Here is a 24,411-nt window from a genome sequence, read left to right as displayed (position 1 = left end):
TCGTGTAAGGACTTGCTCCTTATTAAAGACTCAATAAAGGTGTAGAACGTTCTGCACCTTTATTTTTTTAACTATGAGAAAGATCTTTTTTGTACTGCTGATGAGTCTGAGCAGTCTCCCCTATAGCTTTAGTCAAACTCGAACCGAAGCCTTTAATCAGAATGTAGAACTCGGCGCCATCAGCTGGTACCGCGATTACGATGAAGCACTGGCCGCGTCCAAAGCAGAGCACAAGCCGGTTTTAATACTATTCCAAGAAGTACCTGGTTGTACCACCTGCAGAAACTATGGCAATAATGTGCTTTCTCATCCGCTGCTTTCAGAAGCTATAGAAAATGAATTCATTCCTTTAGCCATCTTTAATAACAAAGGCGGAAAAGATGCTGCCGTGCTTAAAAAATACCGCGAACCCAGTTGGAACAATCCGGTGGTTCGTATTGTAAATGCGAGCGGAGAGAATCTAGTAAATCGTATTGCTGGGAATTATACAGCTTTGGGGCTGTATCAAGGAATGCAAAAAGCATTGCTTAAAGAACAAATTACACCGCCAGCATATATGGAGATCCTAGCAGAAGAATTACAACTGCGCCCAGACAATACCAAACAAGCGGTTTACAGTATGTATTGCTTTTGGTCTGGAGAAAAAGCTCTTGGATCTTTAGCCGGAGTGGTAAAGACCGAGGCCGGATTTTCAGGCGGACGTGAGGTGGTAAAGGTTACCTATAATAAGGACGAGATCTCCAAAGAAACCATTGACGCTTTTGCCCAACGCAACAGCATTAGCCCAATCATTGGAAATGCCAAATTCCGCGCAGCGCTCAATGATGAAGACTATTATTTGCAACGTTCTTTGTATCGTTATTTGCCTTTAAGTGAAGTACAGCGCACCAAGATCAACAGCTTAATTGGGCAAGGAGTAGATCCCACCTATATCTTAAGCCCTTCGCAGGAACGTTGGTTAGAGCTTATTAAAAACAAAACCATCGCCAAAGAGAATCGATCTGAAAATTCTTTCAAAACAGAATTCCTCGACCTAAAGCGCATATACTCCTTGTAAGCTTGACCAACGGCTTGCTCAAATACTTTTAGAAATATTTATTATGCATGCATAGTATTTTTCCTTATCTTTGGAATGAAATTATATCCAAATGAAGGAAAAGACCATTGACTATATTTTGCGTGCCACCTGGATGGCGGTTGCCAAAATGTATAATGAAGAAGCCGGAAAAAAGGGTTCGACTATGGCCACAGGATTTGCGCTAATCAGCATTGATCCTGAAGAAGGAACTCCCTCTACGGCCCTAGGGCCTAAGATGGGCATGGAAGCCACTAGCCTTTCTCGCACCTTAAAAACCATGGAAGAAAAAGGTTTGATAGAACGCAGACCCAACCCATTGGACGGCCGTGGTGTTTTAATTCATTTGACGGATTTTGGACGCGAAATGCGCGATTACTCAAAACAAGTTGTGATCACTTTTGATGAGGCTGTAAAAGAAACGGTGAACAAGGAAGACTTTGCAACCTTCATGCGCGTGGCCAATAACATCCTAGAACTCATTCAATCAAAGAAAATATACAACGACAAAAAAATTGTATCCTAAATGGCAAAACGTACCATTAATAAAGTAGCAGTCATTGGCTCCGGGATCATGGGAAGCGGAATCGCTTGTCATTTTGCCAACATCGGAGTTGAGGTTCTGCTTTTAGACATAGTTCCTCGTGAACTCACCGAAAAAGAACAAGCCAAAGGCCTAACCCTAGAAGACAAGGTAGTTAGAAACCGCATGGTTAATGATGCCTTGACTAAGGCTATCAAGTCTAAACCAGCTCCGCTTTACCACAAAAGCTTCGCCAGCAGAATCACCACCGGTAACCTGGAAGACGATATCGCTAAAGTAAGCGAGGTCGATTGGATCATTGAGGTGGTTGTAGAACGTCTGGACATCAAAAAGCAAGTTTTTGAGAATCTGGAGAAATACAGAAAACCAGGAACGCTGATTACATCAAATACTTCAGGTATCCCGATCAAATTCATGAGTGAAGGACGCAGTGAAGACTTCCAAGCACACTTTTGTGGAACGCACTTCTTTAACCCTGCCCGTTACTTGAAACTCTTTGAGATCATTCCTGGGCCAAAGACCAATCCAGAGGTTTTGGAATTCCTGAACGGATATGGAGAACAGTATTTAGGAAAGACATCAGTAATTGCTAAAGACACCCCAGCCTTTATCGGGAACCGTATTGGGATCTTCAGCATTATGAGCTTGTTCCATATGGTTAAGGAAATGGACCTGACCATTGAAGAAGTGGACAAATTGAGTGGACCGGTCATTGGTCGTCCAAAGTCTGCCACTTTTAGAACTGTAGACGTTGTAGGGCTGGATACTTTGGTACACGTAGCCAACGGAATTGCAGACAACTGCCCGGATGATGAGCGCAAACCACTATTCGTTTTGCCAGATTTCATCAATACTATGATGGAGAATCAGTGGCTAGGAAGCAAGTCCGGACAAGGCTTCTATAAAAAAGTAAAGAAAGAAGACGGTTCTAGTGAGATTCTTTCTTTGGATCTAAATTCTTTGGAGTACCGCGCTAAAAAACGCGCTTCCTTTGGTACGCTAGAGTTGACTAAAAGCATTGATAAAGTAATTGATCGTTGGCCAGTATTGGTCGGTGGAAAGGACAAGGCCGGTGAGTTTTACCGCAGGACCTTGGCGGCACTTTTTGCCTATGTTTCTCACCGCGTACCAGAGATCACCGATCAGCTTTATAAAATTGATGACGCCATGAAGGCAGGATTCGGATGGGAACACGGTCCTTTCCAGATCTGGGATGCCATTGGTGTAGACAAAGGTTTAGAATTCATCGCAGCAGAAGGATTAGAAGCAGCTGCTTGGGTTCAAGAAATGCGAGATAGCGGTAGTGACAGCTTCTACTCCGTAGTTGACGGAGCTACCTACAGCTATGATCGTGACCAAAAGTCACAGCAAAAAATTCCTGGACAAGATGCCTTTATCATCTTGGACAACATCAGAAAATCTAAAGAGGTCTTTAAAAACAGCGGTGTTGTTGTTGAAGATCTAGGCGATGGAATCCTGAACGTAGAATTCCAAAGCAAGATGAACACCATTGGTGGTGATGTTCTAGCCGGACTAAACAAGGCCGTAGACATTGCAGAAAAGGATTTTGACGGTTTGGTAGTTGGAAACCAAGCGGCAAACTTCTCTGTTGGAGCCAACATTGGAATGATCTTTATGATGGCCGTAGAGCAGGAATATGACGAGCTCAACGCTGCTATTAAATACTTCCAAGACACGGTGATGCGCATGCGCTATTCTTCTATCCCAACGGTAGTTGCTCCTCACGGAATGACCCTTGGTGGAGGTTGTGAATTGTCCTTGCACGCTGATATGGTCGTGGCAGCTGCAGAAACCTATATTGGACTCGTTGAGTTTGGTGTTGGTGTGATCCCTGGAGGTGGTGGTAGTAAAGAAATGGCGCTTCGCGCAGCAGATACCTTCCACAAAAATGACGTGGAGCTTAACGTACTGCAAGAATACTTCTTAACCATCGGTATGGCTAAAGTGGCAACCTCTGCTTATGAAGCCTACGATACCGGAATCCTTCAAAAAGGAAAGGATATTGTAGTGGTTAACAAAGACCGTCAATTGGCAACCGCTAAAGCTTATGCCCGTATTATGGCAGATCGCGGTTATACCAAGCCGATCCAACGCACAGATGTAAAAGTACTTGGAAAACAAGCCTTAGGTATGTTCTTGGTTGGTACGGATTCTATGGAAGCAGGACGTTACATCAGTGAGCACGATAAGAAGATCGCCAACAAATTGGCCTATGTGATGGCCGGTGGAGATCTTTCGGAACCACAACGTGTTAGCGAGCAATACCTGCTCGATCTAGAACGTGAAGCCTTCCTATCTCTTTGTACTGAGCGCAAAACGTTGGAGCGTATTGAGCATATGTTGAAAAAGGGTAAACCATTAAGAAACTAGAAGATGAAAACAGCATATATAGTAAAAGCATATAGAACCGCCGTGGGGAAAGCGCCTCGCGGACTGTTCCGATTTAAGCGTCCGGACGAGCTGGCAGCAGAAACGATTGAGTACATGATGAAGGAGCTGCCGGAACTGGACAAAACCCGCATTGACGACGTAATTGTCGGGAACGCGATGCCAGAGGCAGAACAAGGCTTGAACATGGCGCGTCTGATCTCTTTGATGGGATTGAAAGTAGAAGATGTTCCTGGAGTGACCGTAAACCGTTACTGTGCTTCTGGAATTGAAACCATTGCCATGGCTACGGCTAAGATCCAAAGTGGCATGGCCGATTGCATCATTGCCGGTGGAGCGGAAAGCATGAGCTATATTCCAATGGGCGGATACAAACCCACTCCAGATTACGGTCTGGCTAAAAACGGAAACGAAGATTACTATTGGGGTATGGGATTGACTGCTGAGGCTGTGGCCGATCAGTTTAAAGTATCTCGAGAGGATCAGGATGAGTTTGCTTACAATTCGCATCAGAAAGCTTTGAAAGCACAAGCTGAAGGGCGTTTTGACGATCAGATCGTTCCCATAGAAGTGAATCACACTTTTGTGAACGCTGCTGGTAAAAAAGAAACAAAAAGTTATACGGTAAATAAGGACGAAGGGCCGCGTGCTGATACTTCTTTAGCGGTATTGAACAAACTGCGCCCTGTATTTGCGGACGGAGGAAGCGTTACTGCTGGTAACTCTTCGCAAATGAGTGACGGTGCCGCTTTTGTAATGGTGATGAGCGAGGAAATGGTGAAGGAATTAAACTTGGAACCGATTGCGCGCATGGTGAATTTTGCCGCTGCGGGTGTGGAACCGAGAATTATGGGAATTGGCCCGGTTAAGGCCATTCCAAAGGCTTTAAAGCAAGCAGGCTTAAAGCAAGAAGACATTGATCTCATTGAACTCAATGAAGCCTTTGCTTCACAATCTTTGGCTGTGATTCGCGAGCTGGGATTGAATCAAGAGATCATCAATGTGAACGGTGGAGCTATCTCTCTAGGACACCCACTTGGATGTACAGGAGCTAAACTGAGTGTGCAACTCTTTGATGAGATGCGCAAACGCGATATGAAAGGCAAGTACGGAATGGTAACCATGTGTGTGGGAACCGGACAAGGTGCTGCAGGTATTTACGAATTTTTAAACTAAGAAGGCATGGAAACAGTAGACAAGCAAGATATTATTCGAGGAGGTCAGTTTATCGTAAAAGAGACCGCCAGCCAGGACGTGTTCACTCCAGAGGATTTTTCTGAGGAGCAACAGATGATGAAAGAATCTGTAAAGGAATTTGTGGATCGTGAGATCTGGCCAAAGAAAGAAAAGTTTGAGAAGAAAGACTACGCTCTTACCGAAGAGATCATGCGTAAAGCGGGAGAACTCGGTTTCCTTGGAGTAGCAGTACCAGAAGAGTACGGCGGCTTAGGGATGGGATTTGTGTCTACCATGCTGGTTTGTGATTATATCTCAGGAGCTACAGGATCCATTGCAACTGCCTTTGGAGCGCATACCGGAATCGGGACTATGCCAATTACCCTTTACGGAACCGAAGAGCAAAAACAAAAATATGTGCCGCAATTGGCCATGGGAGAAGTTTTTGGTGCGTACTGTTTGACCGAGCCAGGAGCGGGTTCTGATGCCAACTCGGGTAAAACCAAAGCTGTACTTTCAGAAGACGGATCACACTATTTGATCTCTGGACAAAAGATGTGGATCTCCAACGCTGGCTTTGCTTCTACCTTTATTGTGTTTGCTAGAATTGAAGACGATAAAAACATTACTGGTTTCATCGTAGAATACGATCCGGAGAATCCAAACGGAATGACCTTGGGTGAAGAAGAGCACAAACTCGGAATCCACTCCTCCTCTACCCGTCAGGTTTTCTTTAACGAGACCAAGGTGCCTGTTGAGAATATGTTATCGAACCGAGGCGACGGTTTCAAGATTGCCATGAACGCCTTGAACGTAGGGCGTATCAAATTGGCTGCTGCTTGTTTGGATGCACAACGTCGTGTGATTGGAGAAGCTGTGAAATACGCCAACGAGCGTGTGCAGTTCAAGACTCCTATTATGAACTTCGGAGCTATTCAAGCTAAGATCGCTAATATGGCTACCAGCTGTTATGTTGGAGAGTCTGCAAGTTACCGTGCTGCCAAGGATATTGAAAACCGAATCAACATCCGCCTAGAAGACGGGAATACGCACCAAGAAGCTGAGCTTAAAGGTGTGGAAGAATTTGCCATTGAGTGTTCTATTTTGAAAGTTGCCGTTTCTGAGGATGTTCAGAACTGTACGGATGAAGGCATCCAAGTCTTTGGGGGAATGGGCTTTAGCGCCGATACTCCTATGGAATCTGCTTGGAGAGACGCTCGTATCTCTAGAATTTATGAGGGAACTAACGAGATCAACCGTATGTTGGCTGTTGGAATGTTGGTCAAAAAGGCCATGAAAGGACATGTAGACCTACTAAACCCAGCTATGGCTGTGGCTAATGAGCTGACTGGAATTCCATCTTTTGAAACGCCAGACTACAGCGCGCCAATGAGCGAGGAAAAAGCCATGATCGCGAAGTTGAAAAAAGTATTCCTGATGGTCGCTGGAAGCGCTGTTCAAAAATTTGGACCGCAACTCGAAGAGCATCAACAACTGTTAATGGCTGCTGCAGATATCTTGATCGAGATCTATATGGCAGAATCTGCTGTATTGCGCACCGAGAAGAACATTGAGCGTTTTGGTTTGGATTCTCAAGCGGAACAGATCGCAATGACGCAATTGTATTTATACGATGCCGTGAACATTGTTAACGATAAGGCCAAAGAGGGAATCATCTCTTTTGCAGAAGGCGACGAACAACGCATGATGCTTATGGGACTTAAACGTTTCACTAAATACCAAAACAATCCTAACGTAGTGGCTTTGCGCAAGCAGATCGCTGCTCGCGTTGCCAAGGATAACGATTACAGTTTTTAAATTAGGGTTTTAATTATTGTGATAGAGCCGCCCTGTTGGGGCGGCTTTTTTTTGGCTTCGTTTTTGCTATCTTTATGCAAACAACACTCATGAATCGCTTACTATACCTACTCACACTACTCTGCGGAAGTCTGGCCTTTGGACAAACCAATCCGGACGTTTTTATTGCCAGTATTGATACTGATGAAGAAGGCACCACCATCAGTGGTTTACAAAACCTTTCTAACGATCCGGGTTATGACAATCAGCCGAGCTTTGGCACGGACAATCTATTGCTTTATGCCGGTAACAATGACGGGCAAACTGATATTTTCCAGATGCACTCGCGAATGGGACGTAAAATGCGTGCCGGGGGCTCACTCGCTGGTGGAGAGTATTCACCTCAGCTTATGCCCGATGAAAGCGGTATTGCTGCAGTACGACTAGACACCACAGGTCTGCAGCGTTTGTATCGTTATGAGCGCAGCGGAAAGTCCACGGTCTTGATCCCCGATCTCATGGTGGCTTATTTTACCTTTTACGATGCCAATCAGATAGTGGGCTGCTATATTGAAGACGAAACTTTAAACCTGTTTGTGCACAAATTGGACGAGGCCAAGACCTATACCCTGCTCAAAGATGTAGGCCGTAGCTTCCATAAAGTTCCTGGACAAAACTCGGTCAGCTATACCGCCACCAATGAACAAGGACAACAAGATGTATACCTCTTGGATATGGACAGTTTGGAAAGCTTTTTTGTGACCCAACTACCTATAGGCGTGAATGATTATGCTTGGCTCAATGACTCAGAGTTGATCGTAGGTAGCAACAGCAGTTTATTTGTTTACGACACCTTTGATAAAAAGGATTGGGAAAAATTCGCGGATCTCGACGCTAATGTAATTACAGACATCAGTCGAATCGCCATCAGCCCTTCTGGCAAAAGAATCGCTTTGGTGGGAATTCCCAAATAGTAAATAATTATAACTGTTAACCAGCAACTGCGGTTATTGTTTGAGCTTTGTTTCATCAGAAACTAACTAACAATGATCCAAAAACTAAGCTTTTCACTTTTAGGCCTTTTGCTGCTGAGTTGTAGCAAAAGAGACCCTGTACGAGAGGTCAGAATACCAGAAGTTGATTTTGAGCTCACCTCTTGCGGCCAAGCCAATTACCCGGAATGGTCCACATCACCCTATGTGCTGCCTTATCCTGTGGGGAAGTCCTATAATATTGGATTGACGCATTGCAGCAGCAGTTTTCATGCCGATGGTGAACCAGATCAGTTTGCTGTAGATTTTGATATGAATATTGGCACCTTGGTCACCGCAGCCAGAGCCGGCCGTGTGATCCACATAGAAGAAAGTGGCAAAGACGGCAATTTCCCTAACAATTTGGTGGTGGTTCAACACAGTGACAACACCTTTGCGCAGTATATGCATCTCACTCAAAATGGAGCTATTGTAGAGCTGAATGATCTTGTGGTTCAAGGCGACTCCATTGGCTTTAGCGGATCCACGGGTTTAGCAGGTTATCCACATTTACATTTCATTGTCACTGGTGGAGGTTGGACCTTCCCCTACCTTGGGCTTCCCGTGAACTTTAGAAATACTGACCCAAACCCAACCCGATTGACCAGCGGAATTATGTACAGAGCAGAACCGTATTAACATCTTTTCTGAAACTTTTTGGCTAATTTTAGGCAAAAAGACCAACATGCGGAATTTTATTCTTTTACTACTGCTGATAGGCAGCATTTCTCACGCCCAAACGGACCCAAGAATTTATGATATCATTGACGCTGTATCTGAAGACAGAATACGGCAAGATGTCAAAACCCTAGCCGGTTTTGGCACACGTCACACCCTGAGCGACACTCTTTCTGATACGCGCGGGATTGGTGCTGCCAGGCGCTGGATCAAAAGCGAGTTTGAAAAAACTTCTGCGGGTTGTAGCGGTTGTTTAGAAGTATTTTATCAGAGCGATTTTGTCCCCAAAGGAGACAATCAACGCATTGTAAAAGACGTCAACGTGGTTAATGTGGTAGCGATTCAACGCGGTACTAAATACCCTAACCGTTTCATCATTATGAGTGGTGATATCGATTCTCGTGTAAGCGACCCTACTGACTATACCTCAGACTCTCCTGGAGCCAATGACAATGCCACTGGGATGGCTGGAGCCTTGGAAGCGGCGCGCGTGCTTTCCAAATACCAATTTGAAAACAGTATTATCTATGTCGGTTTAAGCGGAGAAGAACAAGGCCTCTACGGAGGAAAAGGTCTGGCCGCTTACGCTCAAAAGCAAGGTTGGGAGATCATTGGTATTCTCAATAACGATATGATCGGAAACATCACTGGAGTTGACGGCGTGGTTGACAATAGAACCTTCAGAATCTTTAGTGAACCTTATCCACCAGAGCCAGACGCGCGTCGATTACGCGCTATGCGTTTTTACGGTGGAGAAGTTGATGGGATCTCTCGTCAGCTTGCTCGATACGTACATAAAACCACGAAGACTTATATGCCAGAAATGAATCCGATGATGGTCTACCGTTTGGATCGTTTTGGCCGTGGTGGACATCACCGACCCTTTAATGACGCTGGCTTTGCGGGTATCCGTATCATGGAAGCGCATGAGAATTACACCCAACAGCACCAAGACATTCGCGTGGAAGACGGCATTGCCTATGGCGATACCTTTGAGCATGTGAACTTCCCTTACGCTAAAAAACTCACTGCAGTGAACGCAATTACTTTGGCCAACCTAGCATGGGCGCCTCCTGCGCCTAAAGAAGTAGGTATTGGCGGTATTGTAGAGGCCAGTGCGCGTTTGGAATGGTCTGCAGTAGAAGGCGCTGTGGCCTATAAGATCTATTGGCGAGACACTACCTCACCGACATGGGACAACGCCCGAATTGTTACAGATGGCAACAGTGCAACCTTAGATGGCATTGTTATTGACAATTATTTCTTCGGAGTTGCAGCCGTGGGTGCCGATGGGCATGAAAGTGAGGTTGTATTTCCAAATAAAATCATTCGTTAGATGAAGTATCGGTTTCTTTTTTTACTGCTGATCTGCAGCATTTCTTTTGCTCAAAATTATACCCGTCAAGATTCTCTAAGAGGACAGATCACTGCCGAGCGCGCTTGGTGGGACTTACAGCATTACCAGCTAGATGTCACCGTAGACATTGACAATAAAAGCCTTTCGGGCTCCAATACTATCACGTATAAAGTGTTGGAAAACGCAGATCGATTACAACTTGACCTGCAAGAACCCATGCGCATCGATAAGGTGGTTCAAAATGGAAAAGAGCTCAAATGGACCTCAGAAGGTATTGCGCATTACATTCAGCTTCAAAAGAAAATGAAGCCCGGCAAAGAGGAAAAGCTCACCGTTTACTTTAGCGGTAAACCAAGAATCGCCAAAAATGCACCCTGGGACGGCGGTTTTGTCTTTACCCAAGACAGCAACGGAAAGCCTTTTGTGGCCAACGCCAATCAAGGAATTGGCGCCAGTATTTGGTGGCCCAATAAGGATCACCCTTATGATGAGCCCGATCAAGGAACCGTGATCAGTGTCATTACACCTAAAGACCTTATGGACGTTTCTAACGGCCGATTGATCAAAGTGGACAGCACAGCGACAACCAAGACCTGGACTTGGCAAGTGGTGAATCCTATCAACAACTACGGAATCAACATCAATATTGGAGATTATGTTCATTTTGGAGAAGACTATGCCGGAGAAGCTGGCAAATTGGATATAGACTACTATGTCCTCAGAGAAAATGAAGCTAAGGCTCGTAAGCAGTTTGAGCAAACCACAGGCATGCTAGAGGCTTTTGAACATTGGTTTGGCCCCTACCCTTTTTATGAAGACGGATTCAAGCTGGTGGAAGCTCCTTACTTGGGGATGGAACATCAAAGTTCGGTCACCTATGGGAACGGCTATAAGAATGGGTTTAGAGGATCTGACCTTTCAGGTACAGGTTGGGGCCTGAAATTCGATTTCATTATCATCCATGAGGCGGGACACGAATGGTTTGCCAACAACATTACCCACTCTGATGTAGCGGATTTGTGGGTGCACGAAGGGTTTACCAATTATAGTGAGAATTTATATCTGGACTATCATTTTGGAACCAAGGCAGCAGCAGACTATGTGATCGGATGTCGAAAAAACATTTACAATGATATCCCAATTATAGGCGATTACGGCGTGCGTAATGAAGGTAGTAGTGATATGTACTACAAAGGTGCCAATATGCTTCACAATTTGCGTATGCTTATAGAAGATGATGAACTCTGGCGTGAGATCCTCAGAGGTTTGAATGAAGATTTCAGACATCAAACCGTGAGCAGTAAGCAGGTAGAAGATTATATTAGCAAAGCCACTGGCAAAGACTTTTCAGCCTTCTTCAATCAGTATTTGCGCACCACCATGATTCCAAATCTGGAATTGGCCATAGACGGGAATCAATTGAAGTATCGCTACACCAATATTGTGGATGGTTTTGACATGCCAGTGATCATGATGCTGAATGATCAAGAAAAGTGGATCTTCCCCAATAAAGACTGGCAGTCAGAAAAATGGACGGACACTATCAACTTTGTAGGTGTTAAGCGCGACTTTTATGTAGAACCGGTAATGGTAGAAGACTGATGGAAGAACGCCCAGAGTTGTATTTTCCACGCGATGTGGAATGGCGCGATTGGCTGGAGATCAATCACGGACAGTATCCCAAGGGCATCTACCTCATCTTTTATAAGCTGGAGAACAACATTCCCACCATGCGTTGGGAAGAAGCCGTGCGTGTGGCCTTGTGCTATGGCTGGATCGATTCTACTGTAAAGAGTCTTGGCGGCGGTAAACGACGGCAATACTTTTGTCCGCGCAATCCTAAAAGCAACTGGTCTGCACTGAATAAAAAATACATTGCGGAACTAGAAGCGGTTGGCCTCATTCATGAAGCAGGTTATAAAATGATCAATCTGGCTAAAGAGACCGGCACCTGGACCGCCATGGACGATGTGGAAAACGGCATCATCCCCCCTGATCTGCAAAAGGCATTTGACGCCAATCCCCAGGCCTTTGAGAATTACAACAACTTTAGCCGTGGGTATAGGAAGAGTTATCTAAGTTGGCTGCACAGTGCCAAACGCGAAGAAACGCGACAAAAGCGCATTGCGGAGATCATTGAATTGTGCGCATCCAACATAAAATCCCGCTAAAAGAGTATCTTTAATAAAATTCACTAACATGACGCGATCATTCACGCTAATTTGCCTCTTGTGCGTATCATTCACCTTTGCACAAAAAGAGGATGCTTCATGGGACGTTACCGCTCCCGGAGACGATTTCAACTACAAAACCCACCGCTTTACGACTACCGAAGGTACTTGGATGAATCTGGACGTGAGTCCTGATGGCAAGACCATTGTCTTTGATATGCTGGGTGATATTTACAGCCTCTCAACCAGTGGCGGGAAGGCCAAAGTGTTGCGCAGTGGTATTCCTTTTGAAATTCAACCCCGATTCAGCCCAGACGGCACCAAGATTCTCTTTACCAGTGACGCTGGTGGCGGTGATAATATTTGGGTTATGGATGCGGATGGTTCCAACGCCAAACAGATCACCAAAGAGAATTTTAGACTGCTCAACAATGCCGCTTGGATGCCAGACGGATTTTCATTTGTAGCTCGTAAACACTTTACTTCTGGGCGTTCCTTAGGCGCTGGAGAAATGTGGCAATACCACATTACTGGTGGAAGCGGAATTCAATTGACCAAACGCAAGAACGATCAGCAAGACGTGAATGAGCCAGTGATCAGTCCTGACGGAAAGTACCTCTACTACAGCGAGGACGTTTATCCTGGAGGCTTCTTTCAATACAATAAAGACCCGAACAAGCAGATCTACGTCATAAAACGATATGAGTGTGCTACAGGGAAAACCACACAATTGACCGGAGGTCCTGGTGGAGCGGCGCGTCCGCAGCTTTCTCCGGATGGAACTATGATGGCCTTTGTAAAACGGGTCCGCACTAAATCAACCTTATACATCCACAACTTAGAGACCGGAGTAGAATACCCTGTATTTGATGCGCTGAACAAAGACCAGCAAGAGGCTTGGGCCATCTTTGGCGTTTATCCAAACTTTGACTGGATGCCAGACAACAAGCATTTGGTCTTTTGGGCGCAAGGAAAGATCCACAAGCTCAATATTGCAGACCTAAGCCTTTCTGTGATTCCTTTTGAGGCGGATGTAAAAGTTGAACTTGCAGAAACCGTGCATTTCAATACGCCCATTTCTGATACTGACTTTACCAGTAAAGCTATTCGACAAGCCGTGACCTCACCCGATGGCAAAACGCTTGTTTTCCACGCCTTAGGATATTTATGGACCAAGTCCTTACCCAACGGCACACCAAAGAGATTAACTCAAGGCACCGATTTCGAGTTTGAGCCAAGCTTCTCCCCAAACGGAAACAGGATCGTTTTCGTTACTTGGAACGACTTAGAAAAAGGTGCCGTTTTTTCCATCCCAACCACAGGTGGATCAGCGACCAAATTGACCTCAGAAAAAGCCATTTATAGAACCCCGGCTTACAACAGAGCTGGAACACAGATCGCTTTTAGACGAGAAGGTGGAAATACTGATCAAGGCTTTACTTACACCAAAGACAGTGGTCTTTACAGTATGAATGCCGATGGAAGCGGAATGAAGAAACTCACCACAGAAGGTGAATATCCAAGCTACAACAGCACAGACAGCCGGATCTATTACCAAACTGGAGGTACCTACTTTGGAAACAATACCAAAAGCTTGCACAGTGTTGATCTCAACGGGCAGGACAAACATACCCACGTGAGCTCAAAATACGCCAACCGCTTGGTGCCGAGTCCCGACGACCAATGGATCGGGTTTAGCAACTTGCACCGCGCTTATATTGCCCCTTTGGTGCTCAATGGAAAAACGCAAGACCTGACTCCAAGCAGCACAAATGTCCCTGTAGTTCAAGTAAGCAAGGATGCTGGGATCAATATACATTGGTCTTCAGATAGCAAAGCCATGATGTGGACGCTTGGTGATGAATATTTTAAAAACGATCTGACCGATAAGTTTGGCTTTATTCCTGGCGGAAAAGATGAGGCTACCGACATGAGTGAATCGGGCATAAAAATTGGTTTACAACCGGCCGTGGATAAACCCAGCGGTGTTATTGCCTTTACCAATGCTCGTATTATTACCATGGAAGGAGACGAGGTCATAGAAAATGGAACCATAGTCATCAAGGCCAATCGTATTGCTGCTGTTGGAGCGGCTGATGATATAAGCGTTCCAAGCGGCTCTAAGGTCATGGATATGAGTGGCAAGACCATAATGCCAGGAATGGTTGATGCACACGCCCATTTGGGAGCCTTCCGTTACGGACTCACTACGCAACAAAACTGGCAACTAACAGCCAACTTGGCCTTTGGTGTAACCACAGCGCATGACCCTTCAGCAAATACGGAGACGGTCTTTACCTTATCTGAAATGGTAAAAGCGGGTAATCTTGTTGGACCACGCATCTACTCCACCGGTTTTATCCTTTATGGAGCCGATGGAGATTTTAAGGCAGTGATCAACAGTTTAGACGATGCCAGATCGGCCATAAAAAGAACTAAAGCTTTTGGAGCCACTTCTGTGAAGAGTTACAACCAACCCAGACGTGAACAGCGACAGCAGGTCATGCAAGCGGCACGTGAGTTGGGCATCAATGTAGTTCCAGAAGGCGGATCCACCTTTTTCCATAACCTTACTATGGTGATGGACGGGCATACCGGTGTAGAACACAACATTCCTATTGCTCCAGTTTACAAAGATGTCATTGAGCTTTGGAAGAATTCAGGAACGGGATACACCCCAACACATATTGTAAACTATTCCAGTATGAGCGGTGAATACTACTGGTATCAAACCACCAACGTTTGGGAGAATGAAAAACTGCTGAAATACACCCCGAGAAGTGTCATTGACGCGCGTTCCAGACACCGTACTATGATTCCTATGGAAGAGTATACCAATGGACATATCTTGAATTCACAGACCACGACCGCCTTGGCAAACGCTGGAGTCAAAGTAAATATGGGTGCTCATGGACAATTACAAGGAATGGGAGCTCATTGGGAAACCTGGATGCTGGCTCAAGGAGGAATGACTCCTTTACAAGCCTTACAGTCGGCAACAATTAACGGCGCGGAATATATCGGTGCTGGGAATGATATAGGCTCATTGAAAGTTGGAAAGCTTGCGGATCTGGTTATTCTGGATAAAAATCCTTTGGAGGACATTCAAAATACCAACAGCGTATTGTACACTATGGTTAACGGCCGTTTGTACGACACCTCAACTATGGATGAAGTTGGTAATTCCCCTAAAAAGAGATTGCCGTTCTACTGGGAACAACCAGGCTACAATCAGGCGTTTCCTTGGCATCAAGAAAGTAACAGCTTCTTAAGGCCTGGCTGTGGTTGCCATATTGGACATCAAACAAACTAAGAGGAGCACATGAAATACTGGAGAGCCCTACTCCACTATTATTTGAGTCAACTGATCCCGGGATTGGCCTTATTCTTTTTGAGTTGGGCCTTTATTGATCTGATTTGGGCTATGGGTATTTACATCCTCTTAGCGCATGTGGTAGGCTATCTCGCGTTTAGGTCCTTCTACGCGGAACAGCTCAATTTCTATAATAATCTGGGTTTTACCACAGGACGCTTACTGCTGAACGTCTTTTATATCAACCTGTTGCTTTTGTTGGTTTTGGCAGCACTGATATCATTAATTCTGTGGGTGTTGTTTTGAAACTTGTCGGACTCAATATCACCAAGTCATATGGCGCCAATAAAATACTAGAGGACGTTTCCCTACAGATCAATGCCGGTGGCATTTTTGGATTGTTGGGTCGCAATGGCTGCGGAAAGTCCACGCTTTTAAAAATACTCTTTGGAAGTCTTAAAGCCGATACAGGCTCCTTCTACCTCAATCAAGAGACTTACGAACCCTATCACAATTTTAGGCAGCAAAAGGTCGCCTATTTGGCCCAAGACGGCATGTATCCGCGGCAACTCAAAGTAAAGGATCTAATTCCTATGGCTTGCCCGGAAGGAGCTGTTCAAGACCGTATCTTCTATACCCCGGGTATTCATGAGCTCACTAAGAAATGGGTAAGTTCGCTTTCTGAAGGTCAACGGACGTATTTGGGTGTAGTGCTATCATGTTATATGCCGCATTCGGTTTTACTTCTGGACGAACCCTTTTCCATGACCGATCCAAAGACCATAGAACAGATCAAAATCCTGTTAGAAGAAACGGCCAAACACAAAGCGGTGCTGATCACCGACCACTACTACCACGATGTCATGGAGCTTTGCAGTGAGATCAAAGTTTTGCAGCAGGGAAAACTTTATGAGACCAGCACAGAAGAAGATCTTAAACGTTTGGGCTACATCCGATAAGATGCAAAAATCGTCTTTAAACGGAATCAGTCATTAAATTTAGCTTAGCGACTATCAGGTATTGTCATTGATTCGTATCTTTAAACAAGTAATACTAAACATTAAGAGACATGATCAAAGCAAAATATCAAAGTGTACTGGATTTAGGGGAAAAACTAAACATTCAGGACGGAGACGTTCGTGAAGAAGGCGGACAACTCAAAGTATGGGGTACAGCAGCGACTCCTTATGAGAAAAACCTCTTGTGGGATGAGATCAAAAAAGTAGGCGGAGAAAGCCCTGCAGACATTATGGCCGACATCAAAGTAGCTGATGATTCTGTTTACCACCGTCATACTGTAGCCAGTGGAGAATCTTTAAGCAAGATCGCTAAGCACTACTACAAGGACCCGATGAAGTATCAAGCCATTTTTGAGGCCAATACAGACATCCTTAAGAATCCTGATATGATCCACCCAGGACAAGAATTGGTTATCCCTAACCTGTAATTGACACTTGAAAACTTAAAAAACCGCCAATTGGCGGTTTTTTTATTGCTATACGATGAGCTTTTTAACGGCCTCAACATAACCGCGACTTACCCGAACGCTATCTCCGCTACTCACGGTGATATTATAGGTTTTGCCGTATTTAGTTACTTCTTTAATGGCTTGAAGATTGACCAAAGAAGATCGGTGGACGCGCAAGAATAGCTTGGGATCCAACTTATCTGCCAAAGCACTGATTCCGTAATTACTCACAAAACTTCCAGCTGCGGTATGCAATTTGGAATAATCACCATAGGCTTCAATCCACTGAATTTGCGCCACCTCAATGGTAATGAGCTTTTTGTTGGAGGAAACCAAGACCCGCTCGGGATAATGTGCCGTGTCCATCAATAAGGTATTGGTCAATGGTGCCAAGGCTTGCTGCGAATCTGACTTACTCAGGCGTTCTACTGCAACTCGAAAACGGTCTTTGGTATACGGCTTCAATAAATAATCCACCGCATGCACCTCAAAGGCTTTTAAAGCGTATTTGTCGTAGGCGGTGGAGAAAATGATCTGTGGCAGCTCATCCAAGCGAGTGATCACTTCAAAACCGGTCAAACCGGGCATTTGAATGTCTAGAAAAACTAAGTCAGGTTTAAAGCGATTGATCTCTTTTACCGCATCTACGCCGTTGTTGACTTCTGCCATTACGATAAGCTCTGGATAGTCCTCCAAGTACTCCCGAATCAATGAGCGTCCTGCCTGCTCGTCATCAACAATAATAACCTTCTGCATTAAATGGCAAATTTTATGATGGCTCCTTGAGGCTGATTGTCAAAGATCTCCAATTGCGATTGATACATCTTTTGTAAGCGCAGATGTGTATTGGCTAATCCAATTCCTTTGGTAAAAGCGGCTTCTTTGTCTGCTATTCCCACGCCGGTATCGGCTACCTCAAACATGAGTTTCTCTCCTTTTTTAAAGATGCTGATGCTGATGGAACCCCCTTCAATAATGCTAGAAAGGCCGTGTTTTATGGAATTCTCAACCAAAGGTTGCAAGAGCATGGGCGGAATCTTTTCATCGTACAATGCCTCATCGACATTAAAATTCAAAGACAAACGTTCACCGTAACGCGCCTTTTCTAAGTCGAGGTATTTGGTTACAAATTCCAGCTCCTCCCCTAAAGTCACCAGTTCTTCTTGAGAAGCGCGGAGTTGATATCTAAACAAATCAGACAGCTGCGCGATCATGGTTCGCGTCTTCTCTTGTCCTGGTGGGACTGAGGCGTTGATGGTATTGAATACGTTGTATAAGAAGTGTGGATTCAATTGCGCTTTGATCGCGGAGAGCTCACTCTTTAAAGCAGCTTGACGCAATTCCCCCTCTAATTTTAGTTTCTCCTGATTCTTTCTAAAGTATTCATAAGCATGAAAGAATCCGAATTGAATCATATAGAACAGCGCTGGAATATACACATCCCAGACTTCAGCGCCTCCTTGCAAATGCCACATGCCCCAGGCTTCGCTGAGCTCGTAGTATATAAACTTAGACCCAAACACAAAGATGGGCAGTGTTACAAGATGTACCAGTAGGCGTTGATAGAGTTTCCAGTCCTTGAGTCCTCTAAAGATCAGCAGCCATACGGGAATCGTTAATAAAAAGAAAATCGTGTACTGCATCCCTCCGCGGCGAATGAAAGGCACCAATTGAAAAATGGCGTCTTCTGGATCGTTATAACCCGCGCGATTCACCCAAAGGGTAATATGGTACATCAGCGCAAAGAGCATATAAAGCCCAAAGGTGATCAAGATGTCTTTGATCCGCACACTGGCTATGGTTCTGTCATGCCAGGCTGTTTTGTTGGTTTCCATAATTAGTTTTTAGCTGATGGCGTGTAGATCACATTTTGCACGCGACCATAATTTAGTGAAAATCCTTTAAGGCTGTTGTCTGCGTTGAACTGCGGAGTCAAAATATAGCCGCCATTGACCCTAATGGTATTGGCCCGTATGAGTTCCGCATCTAAAGGTCTGTCCTTTAATTGCACCGTAAACTGATTTTCGCCTAGATAACGCACTAGCATATCAGAATCCAATTCTGTGTTGGAAAAATCTCCTGACAGCTTCTGAAGTTCTTCTGGGATGATCTCAAGCGGTGGCAGCCAGCCTGCCTTGCGCGTGGGTATCTGCGGATGATACATTTCAAAGTCCATTTTACCTGGGCTCTTTTCACTCGGCACAAAGGCCAAGGCTAATCCCGAACCGTTAGTGTACTTGTAGACATTGCCTTTAAAGTGTTCCAGGGCCACCGGGTTGGCGCCTTTGATCTCTCTAAACAAAGTGTCGTTACGTTTTACAATAGCAACTTCCGTGCTCGATTCCAGCAAATAGGTGCCTAAAATTGAACTTTCCTTTGGTTTAGGCCCTAAAGTCTCTGGCATACTTGGTGAAGCTACACCTTGCTCTTGCGCTCCGTAAATGGTTTCTAATACTTGCGTTGCCAAATAACTGGCATCTACAATACCGTTGTTCATGACAAACACAGCTATTTCATCTTGTGGCAAACGCGCTACATGAGCTCCGTAAGCTCCCGTTGCTCCAGAATGATAGATCATGGGTTGTCCGCTAAAACTACCTTGCTCCAAACCATAACTGTATCCTGTTGGAGATAAATTTAACGCTTGTTGCGTTTTAGCTTGCCAAGAATCTTGATCTGCAAGCACGGCCGCCTGGATCTGCTTCTCATAATTGAGCATATCGGCTAGTGTGGTATATAGAAAACCGTCTCCGTGTAGATCTGTGATCATAGGATAGATCTGCCAGCGACCGTCTCCCCAATTGGCGTAGGCCGTGGTCTTATTAGGAATCACTTCCATATAGTTGTCAGAGAATTGGGTGTGATTGAGTCCTATGGATTTGAACCAGCTTTTGGAATAGTCTGCAAAGGATTCTCCGGTAACCTTTGCGATGACCGCGGCTAAAACGATATATCCACTATTGCTGTAGGTATAATCCGTGCCCGGTTCAAAGTTGAGCGTTTGTTGTTTTTGAAGGATCTTCAAAACCGTCTTATTGCTCAAACCTTCACGCCTCCACCAAGGATTGCGCTGTACAGCCATCAGATCACAATAATCTCTAATGCCACTAGTATGTGTTAGAATTTGTTCTAGTGTAATGGGTTCTTTAATAGCCGTGTATAAGTCCGGCAAGTAGGTTCTCAGATCGTCTTGAAGGTTGATTTTACCTTGCAAACTAAGATCTACAACCATGGCTGCAGTGAATTGTTTGGCTACCGAAGCAATATTGAAAACCGACTTATCGTCAACGGGAATTTGGTACTCCAAATTCGCAAAGCCCGCATAGTGCTCAAAAACCACATCCCCTTTATATACAACACCTACGGCTACACCAGGGGTGTCATCACCGATCTGTTGATCTATTAAGGATTTTAAGGCCGATTGGTCAATTTGCTGGGCGTGGAAAAGGCTTGTAACCGTTAAAAAAAGGCTTAGGAAAATCTGTGTTCGTTTAGTCATGATGATGAAATTTACTCAAATTTAAGAACCTGAATTTGATTCGAATAGCTCCATCAGACGAATGGGCCTATAGCCCGATGAATGGTCCGGGCACGTTCATCGGCTCATAGGGCCACTGGTCGGATAGTTCTTTTATATGTCTTAAAGCCGTTTCATATTTGCCTTATCAATCAAACATCAGCTTTATGAACATTGCAATCAAAATACGAATCAGTTTATTAATACTGCTGCTCAGCAGTAGTTTAATAACGGCCCAAAACTTAGAGCTCAGTGGGCAATTGGTAGATCCTAACAATCAACCCGTCGCCTTTGCCACCACCTATTTATACAAGGTACAAGACAGCACCTTGGTCAAAGCAACAATTAGTGATGATAATGGATACTTTGTGATCAAAGAACTGCAAAGTGACCGTTATTATATTGCGCTGAACAGTTTGGGTTTTGCTCCCTACGAGTCCGAAGCCTTTACGCTAACTGAGAACTTGAAGCTTCCTACAATTACTTTAAAAGAGGCTGCCGAAGCCTTAGATGAGGTTACCATCATTGCAGAAAAACCGATTGTAGAAGTCTTAGCGGATAAAACGGTCTTTAATGTAGATAAGACCATCAATGCTACAGGAAGTACTGGTTTTGAATTGCTCAGAAAAGCCCCGGGCGTACTTATAGATAATAACAACAGTATTATAGTAGAAGGGAAAGCTGGCGTGCAAATCTATATTGATGGAAGACCTTCTGTGCTTGCTGGTCAGGATTTGATCAACTACTTAGAGACGCTGCAATCCACAGATATTGAATCTATAGAAATCATCACCCAACCCTCCTCTAAATACGAGGCTGCTGGAAACGCTGGGATCATCAATATCATTCTTAAGCGCAACAAGAGCTTGGGAACCAACGGTTCTTTGACCCTAGGATATATCCAAGGTAAATTTCCACGGGTGAACAGTTCCATCAATCTGAACAACCGCGGTAAAAAGACCAACCTCTACGGAACTTACAGCAACCGCTTTGGAGACGGTTTTGGTTTTATTGATCTGTTTAGACGTCAAAACGGAACCACCTTTGATCAGCGGAGCACTACGGTTCTAGACATCAACAATCACAACATCAAAACAGGTTTTGACTACTACATCAACGATAAACATACCCTGGGGGCACTTTTCAATGCCAACTTCAGTAATGTGATCAACAGAACCAACAGCCGTACCCCTATTATCCCTGGAGGCGAAACCACGCCCGTAGAGGTATTGATCGCTCAGAGCAACTCAGACAACGTCTCATCAAACCTCAACGGAAACCTCAACTACAAATACAAAGACACCATTGGCAGAGAATTTACAGTAGATCTCAACTACGGAAACTTTTACAGCGACCGCAACAACTTTCAGCCTAACTTCTACCTCAACGGCGCTGAAGAAGACACCCTGAGCGAATCCATTGCTCGATTCATCACTCCGATTCAGATCGATATCATTGCAGGACAGGTAGATTACGAACAACCGCTGATGAGCGGAAAACTCGCCGCTGGAATTCGCTATTCTTACGTAAAGACCAATAATGTCTTTGACTTCTTTGATGTGGTGGATGGACAAGAGATCCTCAACCTAGAGCAAACGAACACCTTTGATTATACCGAGCAGATCAACGCCGCTTATTTGAATTACAACATCCGTTGGGACAAATGGAACTTGCAATTAGGGCTAAGAGTAGAACAAACCATCTCTGAAGGAGATTTGACCTCAGCCCAAGACAACGCCAATGACCTGGTGGAGCGCAACTATACCGATTGGTTTCCCAGTGGTGGATTGACCTACCAACTCAACAGAAAGAACAGCTTGGCCTTGACCTACAGTCGCAGGATTCAACGCCCAACCTATCAGAGTTTGAATCCTTTCCAATTCAAAATTGACGAGCTGACCTTTAGACAAGGAAATCCTTTTCTACAACCACAGTACACCAACAACATCAAACTATCACACACCTATAATTACCGTTTGACCACCTCTTTTACCTATACCTATATCTCTGACTTTTTTGCTCAGGTTACCGAGGCCCTTGGGGAAGATCAAAACTTCATCAATCAACGCAACGTGGCCAACCAAAGAGTGTATAATCTGGGAGTGTCCTACCCGACGCGTATCAACGACTGGTGGAGCATTTACTTCAGTATTAATGCCTTTAGAAGCGAATATGAAGCCACCTCAGAAGATTTCTTGGCCGTGAGTCAAAACACTCTGAGTTTCTACGGACAGAATACTTTTAAGTTGCCTGCGGATTTCACCTTTGAGGTCTCGGGTTGGTTCCAATCGCCTTCTATTTGGGGAGGAACCTATCAGACCCAAAGTCTTGGATCCCTAGATGTGGCGCTGCAGAAAAAATTCTTTAACGACAAACTCACCTTACGCTTAGCAGGGAGTGATATCCTTTTTACCTCGCCCTGGCAAGGAGTTACGGAGTTCGGTGATCTGATCATTGACGGAAGCGGTGGATCCGACAGCAGACAGTTCCGAATGAGTTTGAATTACAACTTCGGATCTGACGAGGTGAAAAAAGCACGAAAAAGAAAAACGGCCATAGAAGACGAATCCGGCCGAATCGAAAATTAAAAATCATGAAACTACCATTACTCATACTCACCTTTCTGACCAGCGTCCTTACGGTGTGTGCACAAAACTATCTATTCCAAGGAGGAAAAGTATTTAAAGCAGAAGACCAACAGCGTTACAACACCTTTCTGGAGTTAAACTTCTTCACCGTCAATGGTAAAATAACCTTTGAAGAACCTGCTCGGATAGACTCCATTATTGATATCAGTGGCAAATTTGTAATCCCAGCCTTCGCAGATGCCCATACTCATAATTTGGATCGTGAATGGCAGCTGGGATTCCTACCACAGCAATATTTAAATGAAGGTTGCTATTACGTCTTGAATCTTACGAGCAAAAAAGACCTCGTTGAAAAAATTGGCGATAAGTACACTACTTATGATACACCGGAGGTAAAGTTCTCGCTTCAGGGACTCACCAGTACATTAGGTCATCCCTTTATGGCCTATGAGCCCTTTGCTATGGGCCTCAGTGATGCCAGCACTTGGAAATCCAAAGAAAAGGAGATCAAGTCCAGTCGATTGGACGAGAACAACAGTTATATATTCATGGACAATATAAAAGATGCAGAAGAGAAACTCCCGTTCTTCTTTGAGGGCCAACCTTACGTGGTCAAGATCTTTCTTTTAGACGCAGCGAATTATGAGCAAAACGCCTCAGATACTATTGCTGGCAATAGTGGATTAAGTCCAGAAGTCGCTGCTTACGTTGTGAAAGAAGCACATAAAAAAGGCAAACGCGTCTTCGCACATATTGAGAACAAAAGCGATTTTGAATTAGCTGTATCTATTGGCGTGGATGCCGTTGCACATCAACCGAGCATAGGCTTTACTGGAGATCCTGGAGAACAGCAAAATTATTACGTTTCTGACGAATTGATCACAAAAGCTGTGGCTGCAGACCTTGCAGTGATCACAACCATACAATGGCACATGGACGGCGCTGCAGGCGCTGAGATGGAAGCGCGTAAGGCAATGACATCAGACTTTTTGAGACGCTATTATGAAGCTGGTGGTAAGGTCTTGATCGGTTCAGATCGATTCAATAAGACCTTAGCACCAGAAATTGAAGCGCTCAGAGATTGGACGGATTTTCGCGCTCACGAGATATTCAGAATATTAGCAATTTATACCCCGCAGTATATCTATCCCGAAAGAAAAATCGGGAGTATAACCGAATCATTTGATGCCGATTTTTTAGTGATCGGGACTAATCCTTATAACGATAGAGATTTTGATAAAAAGATCCATTTAAAAATCAAAGGCGGGAAAATCTTAAAATAAACCT

General features: G+C 44.6%; 19 protein-coding genes. 16 read left to right on the top strand and 3 right to left on the bottom strand.

All coding sequences use genetic code 11. The features are described 5' to 3' along the window. The first annotated feature begins 73 nt into the window (after window positions 1-73). The 14 genes from POW22_RS13455 to POW22_RS13390 all read left to right on the top strand — a co-directional run bounded on the left by POW22_RS13455 (window position 74) and on the right by POW22_RS13390 (window position 16,998). On the top strand, window positions 74-1,057 hold the full coding sequence (locus POW22_RS13455) for a VPGUxxT family thioredoxin-like (seleno)protein, type 2 (RefSeq protein ID WP_272833278.1): 984 nt from the start codon (window positions 74-76) through the stop codon (window positions 1,055-1,057). A gap of 91 nt (window positions 1,058-1,148) precedes the next feature. Continuing rightward, window positions 1,149-1,601: a MarR family winged helix-turn-helix transcriptional regulator gene (locus POW22_RS13450; protein ID WP_272833277.1), complete on the top strand. Its 453-nt coding sequence runs from the start codon at window positions 1,149-1,151 to the stop codon at window positions 1,599-1,601. Continuing rightward, entirely contained in the window at window positions 1,602-4,010 is a 2,409-nt protein-coding gene (locus tag POW22_RS13445) for a 3-hydroxyacyl-CoA dehydrogenase/enoyl-CoA hydratase family protein (RefSeq protein ID WP_272833276.1), read from the top strand. A 3-nt stretch (window positions 4,011-4,013) separates the two neighbouring features. Beyond that, a complete protein-coding gene (locus POW22_RS13440; RefSeq protein ID WP_272833275.1) occupies window positions 4,014-5,204 on the top strand; it encodes an acetyl-CoA C-acyltransferase in 1,191 nt (396 codons plus the stop codon). Window positions 5,205-5,210: 6 nt separating this feature from the next. Then, a complete protein-coding gene (locus POW22_RS13435) occupies window positions 5,211-7,022 on the top strand; it encodes an acyl-CoA dehydrogenase family protein (protein WP_272833274.1) in 1,812 nt (603 codons plus the stop codon). 89 nt (window positions 7,023-7,111) lie between these two features. Continuing rightward, a complete protein-coding gene (locus tag POW22_RS13430) occupies window positions 7,112-7,975 on the top strand; it encodes a TolB family protein (protein ID WP_272833273.1) in 864 nt (287 codons plus the stop codon). Between the two features lie 72 nt (window positions 7,976-8,047). Further along, window positions 8,048-8,671: a M23 family metallopeptidase gene (locus POW22_RS13425; RefSeq protein ID WP_272833272.1), complete on the top strand. Its 624-nt coding sequence runs from the start codon at window positions 8,048-8,050 to the stop codon at window positions 8,669-8,671. Between the two features lie 46 nt (window positions 8,672-8,717). After that, window positions 8,718-10,046 carry a M28 family metallopeptidase gene (locus POW22_RS13420; RefSeq protein ID WP_272833271.1) on the top strand — a complete coding sequence of 443 codons (1,329 nt, stop codon included), beginning with the start codon at window positions 8,718-8,720 and terminating at the stop codon, window positions 10,044-10,046. Beyond that, a complete protein-coding gene (locus tag POW22_RS13415) occupies window positions 10,047-11,669 on the top strand; it encodes a M1 family metallopeptidase (protein ID WP_272833269.1) in 1,623 nt (540 codons plus the stop codon). It begins immediately after the preceding gene. Next, window positions 11,669-12,238 (top strand): YdeI/OmpD-associated family protein, encoded by a 570-nt coding sequence (locus POW22_RS13410; RefSeq protein ID WP_272833267.1) that lies wholly within the window; start codon window positions 11,669-11,671, stop codon window positions 12,236-12,238. The genes POW22_RS13415 and POW22_RS13410 overlap by 1 nt, the downstream gene beginning before the upstream one ends. Window positions 12,239-12,266: 28 nt before the next feature. Beyond that, complete coding sequence (locus tag POW22_RS13405; RefSeq protein WP_272833264.1) at window positions 12,267-15,551, top strand: amidohydrolase family protein; 3,285 nt, start codon at window positions 12,267-12,269, stop codon at window positions 15,549-15,551. Between the two features lie 9 nt (window positions 15,552-15,560). Further along, window positions 15,561-15,857, top strand: a complete 297-nt coding sequence (locus POW22_RS13400; protein WP_272833263.1) for a hypothetical protein — start codon at window positions 15,561-15,563, stop codon at window positions 15,855-15,857. Then, the gene (locus tag POW22_RS13395) at window positions 15,854-16,510 is read left to right on the top strand and encodes an ATP-binding cassette domain-containing protein (protein ID WP_272833262.1); all 657 of its coding nucleotides are present in this window, start codon (window positions 15,854-15,856) and stop codon (window positions 16,508-16,510) included. The genes POW22_RS13400 and POW22_RS13395 overlap by 4 nt, the downstream gene beginning before the upstream one ends. Before the next feature lie 110 nt (window positions 16,511-16,620). Next, a complete protein-coding gene (locus tag POW22_RS13390) occupies window positions 16,621-16,998 on the top strand; it encodes a LysM peptidoglycan-binding domain-containing protein (RefSeq protein WP_272833260.1) in 378 nt (125 codons plus the stop codon). Between the two features lie 48 nt (window positions 16,999-17,046). Here the strand turns inward: POW22_RS13390 and POW22_RS13385 are convergent, their stop codons facing one another. From POW22_RS13385 to POW22_RS13375, 3 genes are read right to left on the bottom strand one after another with little or no spacing between them, the layout of a single operon-like run. Beyond that, window positions 17,047-17,775: a LytR/AlgR family response regulator transcription factor gene (locus POW22_RS13385; RefSeq protein ID WP_272833258.1), complete on the bottom strand. Its 729-nt coding sequence runs from the start codon at window positions 17,773-17,775 to the stop codon at window positions 17,047-17,049. Continuing rightward, window positions 17,775-18,854 (bottom strand): sensor histidine kinase, encoded by a 1,080-nt coding sequence (locus POW22_RS13380; protein WP_272833257.1) that lies wholly within the window; start codon window positions 18,852-18,854, stop codon window positions 17,775-17,777. Before POW22_RS13380 ends, POW22_RS13385 begins: the two co-directional genes overlap by 1 nt. 2 nt (window positions 18,855-18,856) lie before the next feature. Further along, on the bottom strand, window positions 18,857-20,518 hold the full coding sequence (locus POW22_RS13375) for a serine hydrolase domain-containing protein (protein ID WP_272833256.1): 1,662 nt from the start codon (window positions 20,516-20,518) through the stop codon (window positions 18,857-18,859). A 185-nt stretch (window positions 20,519-20,703) separates the two neighbouring features. Between POW22_RS13375 and POW22_RS13370 the strand changes: the two genes are divergently transcribed. Further along, complete coding sequence (locus tag POW22_RS13370; RefSeq protein ID WP_272833255.1) at window positions 20,704-23,124, top strand: TonB-dependent receptor; 2,421 nt, start codon at window positions 20,704-20,706, stop codon at window positions 23,122-23,124. A gap of 5 nt (window positions 23,125-23,129) precedes the next feature. Next, the gene (locus POW22_RS13365; protein ID WP_272833254.1) at window positions 23,130-24,407 is read left to right on the top strand and encodes an amidohydrolase family protein; all 1,278 of its coding nucleotides are present in this window, start codon (window positions 23,130-23,132) and stop codon (window positions 24,405-24,407) included. Window positions 24,408-24,411: the final 4 nt, after the last annotated feature.

This window comes from Gilvibacter sediminis, from assembly GCF_028561565.1.
Taxonomy (GTDB): Bacteria; Bacteroidota; Bacteroidia; order Flavobacteriales; family Flavobacteriaceae; genus Gilvibacter; species Gilvibacter sediminis.
Note: the sequence above shows the minus strand (reverse complement) of the source record. Positions and strands in the feature narration are given on the sequence as shown.

Excerpts from the sequence above, each read along its gene's own strand:
- POW22_RS13455 (WP_272833278.1), top strand. The coding sequence starts at position 74 with ATGAGAAAGATCTTTTTTGTACTGCTGATGAGTCTGAGCAGTCTCCCC.
- POW22_RS13450 (WP_272833277.1), top strand. The coding sequence starts at position 1,149 with ATGAAGGAAAAGACCATTGACTATATTTTGCGTGCCACCTGGATGGCG.
- POW22_RS13445 (WP_272833276.1), top strand. The coding sequence starts at position 1,602 with ATGGCAAAACGTACCATTAATAAAGTAGCAGTCATTGGCTCCGGGATC.
- POW22_RS13440 (WP_272833275.1), top strand. The coding sequence starts at position 4,014 with ATGAAAACAGCATATATAGTAAAAGCATATAGAACCGCCGTGGGGAAA.
- POW22_RS13435 (WP_272833274.1), top strand. The coding sequence starts at position 5,211 with ATGGAAACAGTAGACAAGCAAGATATTATTCGAGGAGGTCAGTTTATC.
- POW22_RS13430 (WP_272833273.1), top strand. The coding sequence starts at position 7,112 with ATGAATCGCTTACTATACCTACTCACACTACTCTGCGGAAGTCTGGCC.
- POW22_RS13425 (WP_272833272.1), top strand. The coding sequence starts at position 8,048 with ATGATCCAAAAACTAAGCTTTTCACTTTTAGGCCTTTTGCTGCTGAGT.
- POW22_RS13420 (WP_272833271.1), top strand. The coding sequence starts at position 8,718 with ATGCGGAATTTTATTCTTTTACTACTGCTGATAGGCAGCATTTCTCAC.
- POW22_RS13415 (WP_272833269.1), top strand. The coding sequence starts at position 10,047 with ATGAAGTATCGGTTTCTTTTTTTACTGCTGATCTGCAGCATTTCTTTT.
- POW22_RS13410 (WP_272833267.1), top strand. The coding sequence starts at position 11,669 with ATGGAAGAACGCCCAGAGTTGTATTTTCCACGCGATGTGGAATGGCGC.
- POW22_RS13405 (WP_272833264.1), top strand. The coding sequence starts at position 12,267 with ATGACGCGATCATTCACGCTAATTTGCCTCTTGTGCGTATCATTCACC.
- POW22_RS13400 (WP_272833263.1), top strand. The coding sequence starts at position 15,561 with ATGAAATACTGGAGAGCCCTACTCCACTATTATTTGAGTCAACTGATC.
- POW22_RS13390 (WP_272833260.1), top strand. The coding sequence starts at position 16,621 with ATGATCAAAGCAAAATATCAAAGTGTACTGGATTTAGGGGAAAAACTA.
- POW22_RS13385 (WP_272833258.1), bottom strand. The coding sequence starts at position 17,775 with ATGCAGAAGGTTATTATTGTTGATGACGAGCAGGCAGGACGCTCATTG.
- POW22_RS13380 (WP_272833257.1), bottom strand. The coding sequence starts at position 18,854 with ATGGAAACCAACAAAACAGCCTGGCATGACAGAACCATAGCCAGTGTG.
- POW22_RS13375 (WP_272833256.1), bottom strand. The coding sequence starts at position 20,518 with ATGACTAAACGAACACAGATTTTCCTAAGCCTTTTTTTAACGGTTACA.
- POW22_RS13370 (WP_272833255.1), top strand. The coding sequence starts at position 20,704 with ATGAACATTGCAATCAAAATACGAATCAGTTTATTAATACTGCTGCTC.
- POW22_RS13365 (WP_272833254.1), top strand. The coding sequence starts at position 23,130 with ATGAAACTACCATTACTCATACTCACCTTTCTGACCAGCGTCCTTACG.